Source organism: Psychromonas sp. (genome assembly GCF_041586535.1).
In the GTDB taxonomy this organism is placed as follows: domain Bacteria; phylum Pseudomonadota; class Gammaproteobacteria; order Enterobacterales; family Psychromonadaceae; genus Psychromonas.
Genome location: NZ_JBFGZY010000160.1, coordinates 1 through 9,011, shown reverse-complemented (window position 1 = coordinate 9,011; position 9,011 = coordinate 1). Strand labels below are relative to the sequence as shown.

The window sequence follows — 9,011 nt, the reverse complement described above, 5'->3', positions numbered from 1 at the left end:
TTAAAAATTCGTGGCGGCAGGTAGTGCCGACACGTTAAACGCTTGTAAGAGGTTTTAGAAGACTAACGCAACTTAATGTTGCAATGCCTAAACCGTTGACGACAAGAATCACCTTGCTTTAGCTGGGTGAGCTTCAATATTGCGTATGTTCTTTGTTTTTTCCAATTAATCGGGTGATCATAGCTGACAAGCGGTAATAAGCAGCTTCCGCTTTTCTAAAAAACAGCGCCATGATGATGGTGCCGGCTGAAAAAGATAAGACGAATAATAGTAACATGGTTGAAAGACTTTGTTTTTGATAATCAGAAATTAAACTCAGCAGTTTCTGCTGCTCCAGTGAAATTCGAATATAGCCAATTTTCTTATTGTCCTTATACAGCTCTGCTATACGGGGAGTCACACCTTTTGCACGCGGATCATCGGAAGAATCAATGTTGAGTAATATCGGCAGTGGCAGCGCGTCTTCAGATTGAAAAATAATGTTGCCGAACTGATCATAGATCACAGCGTCTCTGACGCTTGGGTCATTAGTCAAGTCTTTGATAAGTATTTGTAAATTTTTGTTCTGTTGCTGCGCAAGATAGCGCGATGCCTCTGCCGCCGCCAGATTGGTTAATGAATAGGAGAACCTTTCGGTTTGCTGATAGCGCATGGCATTAGAGGTAGAATTCAAGTTCATAAATTGATAGCCAATAATCCCGCAGATCGTTAATAAACTTAATATTTGCAATTTACGCAATAGATAATACATTTTTTTATTCATTAATATTATTCCTTGAGAACTGGCGGCTAAAGCTTGCAAAGGCAAATCGCAATAGTTATGGTGTTGCCCATCATTTTAATCCATTTATGCATAGGTATTTTACAGTGAAAGTAACGAAAAAGCTTTTCAACCCTTCAAATTCGCAATCATTAATACAATGGCGAGATATTTTAAAACAAGATGTTAGTGAGCCGGGAAATATCTTTTATCATCAAGGAAACGTAACACAAGCATTAATTTCAGGCTTTGACGTGAAAGCCGAGCTTATTATGATGGGTAAGCAGTTTACCACACAGGATTTGCAGCAGCTGCTGACTCTTTTAGAAAATGAAAAAGTCGATACGGTACAATTGTTTTCACCGGAAGTAATTGAAAATGTAACTGTTATACGTTTGGCCTTAAATGCTTTTCCTGAATCTCTAAAGGGGAAATTAGATGATTTTGCAAAAACCAGTCAGCTGGATTTTGCGTTAATGGAAAAATTTCCTGATTGGAGTAAACCCGGTTTAGTTTTAATGGATATGGATTCAACTACGATCCAGATAGAGTGTATTGATGAAATTGCCCGCTTATATGGCGTTGGTGAGCAGGTCTCTGCGGTGACTGCTTTAGCGATGCAGGGCAAGCTGGATTTCAATCAAAGCCTGTGTACACGAGTCAATAAACTGGCTGGCGCGCCTGTTTCTATTTTGAAAGAAGTAGCTGATAATATGCCGCTGATGCCGGGTCTACTTGAGCTTATTAAGGGGTTAAAAGCAGCAGGCTGGAAAGTGGCTATTGCCTCCGGCGGGTTTAACTATTTTGCAGATCGCCTCAAAGATGACCATGGTTTTGATGTTGCCAGAGCGAATACGTTGGAAATTGTTGATAATCACTTAACCGGAGAGGTGGTGGGGGAGATAGTCAATGCGAAAGTTAAGGCGCGTACCTTATCGGAATTGACGGAAAAATTCACTATCCCGATGTCACAAACTGTTGCTATTGGTGATGGTGCTAATGATCTGCTGATGCTGCAGGCATCTGCGTTAGGTATTGCGATTCACGCTAAACCAATAGTGCAGGAGAAAGCGGCTGTTTCGCTGAACCATCTGGATTTACAGGGTGCTTTATGTATTTTAAGCGTACATAAATGCGCCAGTTGGCAGTAACGGGTAATTTTGTCTGGATAAAAAGCGATATAAGCCCATATACCCAGGCTCCTTCAAGATGCAACAGTTTGTATTTTGAAGTCGTTTGGGTATAGCGATTAATGTGACTATAGGGTATTGCTTATCCGTTAATTATTTTTACGCCTGTTTATCCAGTAAGGTTTCTTTAGCAATATTCAGTGCGATAATTTTTTCTAAGTGCGCTAAACTGTCCAGATTCAGGGTTATAAACTCAACCCCTAAAACGCCAGGATGTTGATGCGCAATAATGCCACTCATCTTTATATCGATTTTATCCCCATCCAGCGTTAACGTCATACGCACGTTATCATTTTTGGCACCGGGCCAATTATCGGGGCATTCAATTAACGCCCCGTGAGCTGAAATATTGATTATGCTGCACTGCCATGTCTCTATTTCTGTGGATTCTTCTCTGGCTAATATGCAAAAACCACCATGTTGGACACGCGGAAACTCCCTTTTTTCTATCATATTACCTTCTTATTTCAGTTAGTTATCACGACCGTTGAACATTACATATGAACTGTTTATATATAATAGGCAATTGTTCGCATATAAGCGACTTACCAAGTACATTATTTTCCAGAATAGTCTGTTTTATGAGAGGTTGTGTTAATTGCTCCATGGCATTTTCAGCAACAGGTAAATAACTCAAGTGCCATGGCTCGATGGCCACCCCGCCGTTGTACTGTTGGTAGGGGCGATAAAAATCAAAGCGTTTCATATTATCTGAGAGCCACTGATTGAGCTCAAAAAAATAACCTTTATAAGTGTATTCACTGACGGTTAATTGCAGGCTTTTGTCTTTTGGCAGCAGATTTGGATCATAAATATCAAAATCTGTCCCCCAGTGGTGGCGACTCGCGCCGGGCAAAGCCGACCAGTGCAGAATAGCAAATAACTTTTCACTATCCGATAATTGTTCCGTTATCAGGGGCTGCTCATTTTTATCCAGTATTCTGGTTTTGCCTGAGAACTTGTTATTCCAGATAAGTCGTTGTCGTTCAAAGCTGCGAAATCCGCTGGCTATTTGTAAATTGAAGCCAGCGTCTTTCGCTGCGGATTGCAGGCCTTCAAAAGCAGGGATTGCCTGCTTATGCAGGTATATATTCTCTGTAAGCCGGTCTAAGTGCGAAAGCACCTGACCGGTTAACTGCTCAGCTAGCATGCTAATAATTTTTCCAGAGTAATGCGGTAAATATGCACAAGCTCTTCCAGATCTGCAATTTTCACACACTCATTAACTTTGTGAATGGTTTTATTACCCGGACCGACTTCCACTACCTGTGCGCCTGTCGGAGCGATAAAACGTGCATCAGAAGTACCGCCACTGGTGGAAAGTTCAGTGGTTAAACCCGTTACAGATAATATTGCCTCACTCACCGCATTGGTTAATGAGCCCGGGCGGGTAATAAAGGGCGATCCATTATAAGTCCATTCAATTTGATATTTAAGTGCGTGTTTTTCTAATATACTTACGACTCTGTTAACGATTTGTTCAGCTGTTAACTCCGTTGAGTAACGGAAGTTACATTGAATCTGTGCTTCACCGGGAACAACATTGCTCGCACCAGTGCCGGAGTTGAAGTTGGTTATTTGAAAACTGGTTGGCGGGAAATATTCATTACCTTCATCCCACTGTATTTGTGAGAGTTCAGTAAGGGCTCCTACACAGCTATGTATAGGGTTTTCTACCAGATGCGGGTAGGCAACGTGACCTTGGATTCCGTTAATGGTTAAATCGGCTGTTAATGAGCCTCTGCGGCCATTTTTAATGGTATCCCCGACATGCTCTGTGCTGGAAGGCTCTCCGACAATGCAATAATCTATTTTTTCATTTCTCGCTTCCAGTGTATCAATAACACGGGTTGTGCCGTTGATAAAAGGGCCTTCTTCATCACTGGTAATCAGTAAGGCAATTGAGCCGTTGTGATCCTGGTGCTTGGCAATAAACTGTTCTAAGGCGATCATAAAGGCGGCAATACCACTTTTCATATCTGCTGCGCCACGGCCAAATAACAGACCATCACTCACGGTTGGCTCAAAAGGAGGGTATGTCCAATTTTTTTCAGGACCCGTTGGTACCACATCGGTGTGTCCGGCAAAACAAAAAAGGGGTTTTTCCATCCCGCGTCTCGCCCATAAATTAGTGGTGTCTTCAAATACCATTACTTCACATTCAAATCCTAATTTTTCAAGTCTGGAGATTAATAATTGCTGGCAACCAGCGTCTTCCGGCGTAATGGAACGTCGGCTTATTAAATCTTTTAAAAGAGCCAAAACTGGGCTATCTGACATGGTGCTTCCTTTATAATGAAAATAGTGTGTTGTAGTTACCGATGTTAAAGCCAAGCTGGTATTGGTTATTATGAATTAATAAGGGGCGCTTGATTAATGTCGGAAATTCGATAAACAGTTCAATAACCGTTTCGACTGATAAATTTTCTTTTTGCTCTGTGCTTAACTGTCTGAAACTGGTACTGCGTTTATTGAGAAGATCTGACCATGCAATCTGTGCTAAAAATGATTCAATCAGGTTTTTATCTAAACCATCTTTACGATAATCATGAAAAGTATAAGACAGGTTATTCTGCTGCAGCCATTTCTGGGCTTTTTTAACGCTGTCGCAATTGGAGATACCATAGAGTGTTGTTGTCATTTTTTACCTGTTAGCAATAAATAGTTAAAATATTGTAACAAGGAATAGTTATAAGATCAGCACAGAAACAAAAAGAGTCGCATAAGCGACTCTTTTAAAAGTTAAAATAAAGTGTAATTTATTTAACGATTTTAATAACAGGATCAGTGCCAACTACAACAGTACCAGATAATTTTTGTAGCTCTTTAATCTCGTCCATGTTGGATATTACAACAGGCGTTAAAATAGATTTTGCCTTTTCAGTAAGAAATGCGAGATCAAATTCAATGATAGTATCACCCATTTTTACTTTTTGTCCTTCCTGAGCAATACGAGTAAAACCTTCACCTTTTAGCTCAACGGTATCAATACCGAAGTGTACAAAAAGCTCAATACCATTATCAGACTCAAGAGAGAATGCGTGGTTTGTTTCAAAAATTTTACCAATTTCACCATCACATGGTGCAACCATTTTATTGCCGGTCGGGCGAATAGCGATACCATCACCTACTATTTTTTCAGCAAAAACAACGTCAGGCACATCCTCAATCGCTACGATCTCACCTGATAGAGGTGCAATAATATCGATTGTACCTTCAGCTTTTGTACTGCCGGAAACTGCTTTTTTTAATGAATCGAAAAAACCCATGGTTTAACTCCAACTTATTGTTAATATTTATTATATTTAATGAGCTATAGCTGCATTCCTTTACATTATAGCCCGTTTAAATATTTAGTTAATGCCTTTCGTTTTATTGAATTCATTAACTAAGGTTTCAATTTCAGCTGCCGTTGCGACTGATAATGCTTTATCAGCCAGTGCTTTTACATCTGAAAAATTAGTATTACGGATAATTTTCTTAACCGTTGGGATAGAAATAGCACTCATTGAGAACTCATCCAGACCCATACCAAGTAACAATAAGGTAGCTCTTTCATCGCCCGCTAATTCACCACACATACCCGTCCATTTACCTTCTGCATGAGAAGCATCAATAACTGTTTTGATGATGCTTAATACAGATGGTGTCATCGGGTTGTATAGGGAAGAGATAAGTTCATTACCTCGGTCTACAGCAAGAGTATATTGGGTTAAATCATTTGTACCGATACTGAAGAAATCTACTTCTTTGATAAGATGATGAGCAATCGCTGCCGCTGCCGGCGTTTCGATCATAACACCGATTTCGATATCTTTATCATAAGCGATACCTTCAGCAGTTAGTTCAGCTTTTAATGTCTCTAAAATATCTTTAAGTCGACGAATTTCTTCAACTGAGATGATCATCGGGAACATAATACGGATTTTACCGAATGCAGATGCACGCAATAAAGCACGTAATTGAGGGTTCATAATTTCCGGACGATCGAAACAGATACGGATTGCACGCCAGCCTAAGAAAGGATTCATCTCAGTTGGTAAGTCAAGGTATGGTAAATCCTTATCTCCACCAATATCCATGGTACGGATAATACAAGCTTTGCCTTCCATTGCCTCAACAACGTCTTTATAAGCTAGAAACTGTTCTGTTTCAGTAGGTAACTGATCACGATCCATAAACAGGAATTCAGTACGGTATAAACCAACACCTTCAGCGCCATTGCGTTTTGCTCCATCGGTATCTTTTACAGTACCGATATTTGAGCACACTTCTACATGATGTCCGTCAAGTGTTACTGCAGGCAAGTCTTTCAACTTGGCAAGTTCCGCTTTTTCTGCTAGAAATGCAGCTTTGGTCTGCTTCGCTTCTTCAATTTCTGCCGCAGTCGGATTAATAATGATCTTGTTATTAAGCGCATCTAAAACGATCATATCACCGTTTTGGACACGTTTGGTAATATCATTAGTACCAACAATAGCAGGAATTTCTAATGAACGAGCCATGATTGAAGTATGTGAAGTTCTGCCACCAATATCGGTGATAAAACCTAATACTTTATCAAGGTTAATTTGTGCAGTTTCTGATGGTGTTAAATCGTTAGCGATTAGAACAACCTCTTCAGCAATATCACTCAAATTAACAATTTCAATACCTAGTACATTTTTCAGTAAACGGCTGCCGATATCACGGAAATCAGCGGCACGCTCACGTAGGTAAGGATCATCTAGTTGCTGAAGCATTGTTGCGTTATCTTCAACAACTGTATGAACCGCAAAATCAGCACTGCATTTGTTTTCACGGATGTAAGAAATAATATCTTCTTCCAGCTCTTCATCTTCAAGTAGCATGATATGGCCTTCAAAGATGGCTTCTTTTTCTTCGCCAAACGTTTCTAATGCTTTTTGTTTTACAACTTCAAGTTGAGCTGACGTTGTTGTACGCCCATCTAAAAATCGTGCGATTTCTTTATCAACATTACTTACTTTTGCAGTGTTAAGAGTGATTTCATCTTCCTGTAATAACAATGCTTTCGCGATGGTTATGCCAGGAGATGCTAGAATACCAGATATCATAAACTATCCTTTAAAGTACTAATTAAAATTCACAAATTACGCAGTAAAACTATACAAGCGTGGCCATTAACTCAATAAGAGTCTCAACAGCTTTTTGCTCATCAGCACCTTCGGCTTTGATATTTACTTCAGTACCTTGAACTAGACCTAAAGTTTGTAGTTTAAATAAACTTTTAGCACTCGCAGATTTTTCGCCAACTTCAACAGAAATTGCAGATTCAAAAGATTTAGCTTCTTTTACAAATTGTGCAGCTGGACGAGTATGTAGACCGTGTGGTGCAGTGATAATTACTTTTTGTTCAAACATGGTTATATCCTAATTGTTGTGAGAAATTGGAGGCTATCTTGCTGCCTTGAAAAAGGAAGATAGCATGATAACAGAGAAATAATTTTGTGTTGCGTAAGGTAACCAATAAATTTGATCTTAGTGTTAACCTAGGTCAATTTTTTGTTTACCAGTGAGGTATTAAAAGCTGAAAAATCAGGCTTAGATCACGCGCAACATTTAAATTGTTCAAATTGTTGCTGAATATTCCTTAAAAACTGTGACGAGGTCAATATATTTTTGCCGATGTGTAATAAAAATTTTATATAAACGGAACTTTATGTGATCTGCGTCGCCTAAAGGCAGTGTTGAAAATGTGGAATGATAAAGAGGCATAGTGCAAGTGGTTAATAATCATACAGTCGTGGGGTTTTGCGCGACTGTATGATCAAAACCAATTTATCTATTTAAGCGAAATTTTCACCTTCAAAGACACCCGCAAATAGTGCGCTTGATAGGTAGCGCTCAGCTGAGCTTGGTAAAATAACGACAATATTTTTATCTTTATATTCCGCTTTCTCAGCCAGGCGTGCGGCAGCTACAACTGCAGCACCGGAAGAGATTCCCGCCAGGATTCCTTCTTCTTCCATTAGACGACGTGCCATTTCAATCGCATCATCGTTACTGACGGCTTCAACGTGATCAATTAAAGAAAGATCTAAATTTTTAGGAATAAAACCAGCGCCTATACCCTGAATTTTATGCGGGCCAGGTTTGACCTCTTCTCCTGCAAGCGTCTGTGCGATAACCGGGGAATCGACCGGTTCAACAGCAACAGTAGTGATTGCTTTTCCTTGAGTTTGTTTAATGTAACGGCTTACACCGGTAATAGTACCGCCAGTACCAACACCAGCAACAAATACGTCTATTTCACCATCAGTATCGTTCCAAATTTCCGGACCGGTTGTTTTTTCATGAATTTCCGGGTTTGCCGGATTATCAAACTGCTGCAGCAATAAATATTTACCAGGATTTGAGTTTACGATCGCTTCAGCTTCATTAATCGCACCTTTCATGCCCAGTGCGCCATCTGTCAGTACCAGGTTAGCACCGAGTGCTTTTAACAGTTTACGTCGTTCGACACTCATTGTATTTGGCATTGTTAAGGTGATTTTGTAACCACGCGCAGCTGCTACAAACGCAAGTGCAATACCAGTGTTACCACTGGTCGGTTCAACCAGTTCAACATCTTTAGTCAACGTACCTTTTTTCTCTGCATCCCAGATCATGTTGGCACCGATACGGCATTTAACACTGAAACTTGGATTACGACTTTCTATTTTTGCGAAAACATTTCCTTTCGTTACGTTATTTAAACGAACCAGAGGTGTATTACCAATAGATTGTGAATTGTCATTGAATATTTTAGCCATGTTATTCCCTTTACGTTTTTATCAGCGAAAGTTACTTTATTTAATCACGATCAATAATATAGCGAATATATTGATCAGGGGAAGTAACATTTTGTTATACCATATAAAATTTTACGATAATTTTGTGGTGTGTGGCGTTTCAGAAAAATTGAAGCTCACCCAGCTAAAGCAAGGTGATTCTTGTCGTCAACGGTTTAGGCATTGCAACATTAAGTTGCGTTAGTCTTCTAAAACCTCTTACAAGCGTTTAACGTGTCGGCACTACCCGCCGCCACGAATTTTTAAGCG

Annotated in this window: 10 protein-coding genes; 1 reads left to right on the top strand and 9 read right to left on the bottom strand. The window is 39.8% G+C overall.

Annotated features, from left to right (window positions below):
- Window positions 1–133 precede the first annotated feature (133 nt).
- Window positions 134–763: an AhpA/YtjB family protein gene (locus ABZA00_RS15125; RefSeq protein ID WP_372882991.1), complete on the bottom strand. Its 630-nt coding sequence runs from the start codon at window positions 761–763 to the stop codon at window positions 134–136.
- Between the two features lie 104 nt (window positions 764–867).
- On the opposite strand from ABZA00_RS15125, the gene serB reads away from it, so the two are divergent.
- Window positions 868–1,911 carry a phosphoserine phosphatase SerB gene (serB, locus tag ABZA00_RS15120; protein ID WP_372882990.1) on the top strand — a complete coding sequence of 348 codons (1,044 nt, stop codon included), beginning with the start codon at window positions 868–870 and terminating at the stop codon, window positions 1,909–1,911.
- A 138-nt stretch (window positions 1,912–2,049) separates the two neighbouring features.
- On the opposite strand, the gene ABZA00_RS15115 is transcribed toward serB, so the two are convergent.
- The 8 genes from ABZA00_RS15115 to cysK form a co-directional block, all read right to left on the bottom strand.
- Window positions 2,050–2,403: a PilZ domain-containing protein gene (locus ABZA00_RS15115; protein WP_372882989.1), complete on the bottom strand. Its 354-nt coding sequence runs from the start codon at window positions 2,401–2,403 to the stop codon at window positions 2,050–2,052.
- Between the two features lie 25 nt (window positions 2,404–2,428).
- The gene (locus tag ABZA00_RS15110) at window positions 2,429–3,100 is read right to left on the bottom strand and encodes a M15 family metallopeptidase (RefSeq protein ID WP_372882988.1); all 672 of its coding nucleotides are present in this window, start codon (window positions 3,098–3,100) and stop codon (window positions 2,429–2,431) included.
- Window positions 3,094–4,230 (bottom strand): succinyl-diaminopimelate desuccinylase, encoded by a 1,137-nt coding sequence (gene dapE, locus ABZA00_RS15105; RefSeq protein WP_372882987.1) that lies wholly within the window; start codon window positions 4,228–4,230, stop codon window positions 3,094–3,096. Before dapE ends, ABZA00_RS15110 begins: the two co-directional genes overlap by 7 nt.
- Before the next feature lie 10 nt (window positions 4,231–4,240).
- A complete protein-coding gene (locus ABZA00_RS15100; RefSeq protein WP_372882986.1) occupies window positions 4,241–4,591 on the bottom strand; it encodes an ArsC family reductase in 351 nt (116 codons plus the stop codon).
- A gap of 118 nt (window positions 4,592–4,709) precedes the next feature.
- A complete protein-coding gene (gene crr, locus ABZA00_RS15095) occupies window positions 4,710–5,219 on the bottom strand; it encodes a PTS glucose transporter subunit IIA (protein ID WP_372882985.1) in 510 nt (169 codons plus the stop codon).
- Window positions 5,220–5,303: 84 nt separating this feature from the next.
- Window positions 5,304–7,025: a phosphoenolpyruvate-protein phosphotransferase PtsI gene (ptsI, locus tag ABZA00_RS15090; RefSeq protein WP_372882984.1), complete on the bottom strand. Its 1,722-nt coding sequence runs from the start codon at window positions 7,023–7,025 to the stop codon at window positions 5,304–5,306.
- A 49-nt stretch (window positions 7,026–7,074) separates the two neighbouring features.
- Window positions 7,075–7,332, bottom strand: coding sequence for an HPr family phosphocarrier protein (locus ABZA00_RS15085; RefSeq protein WP_372882983.1), 258 nt, complete (start codon window positions 7,330–7,332; stop codon window positions 7,075–7,077).
- Between the two features lie 425 nt (window positions 7,333–7,757).
- A complete protein-coding gene (gene cysK, locus ABZA00_RS15080; protein ID WP_372882982.1) occupies window positions 7,758–8,723 on the bottom strand; it encodes a cysteine synthase A in 966 nt (321 codons plus the stop codon).
- Window positions 8,724–9,011: the final 288 nt, after the last annotated feature.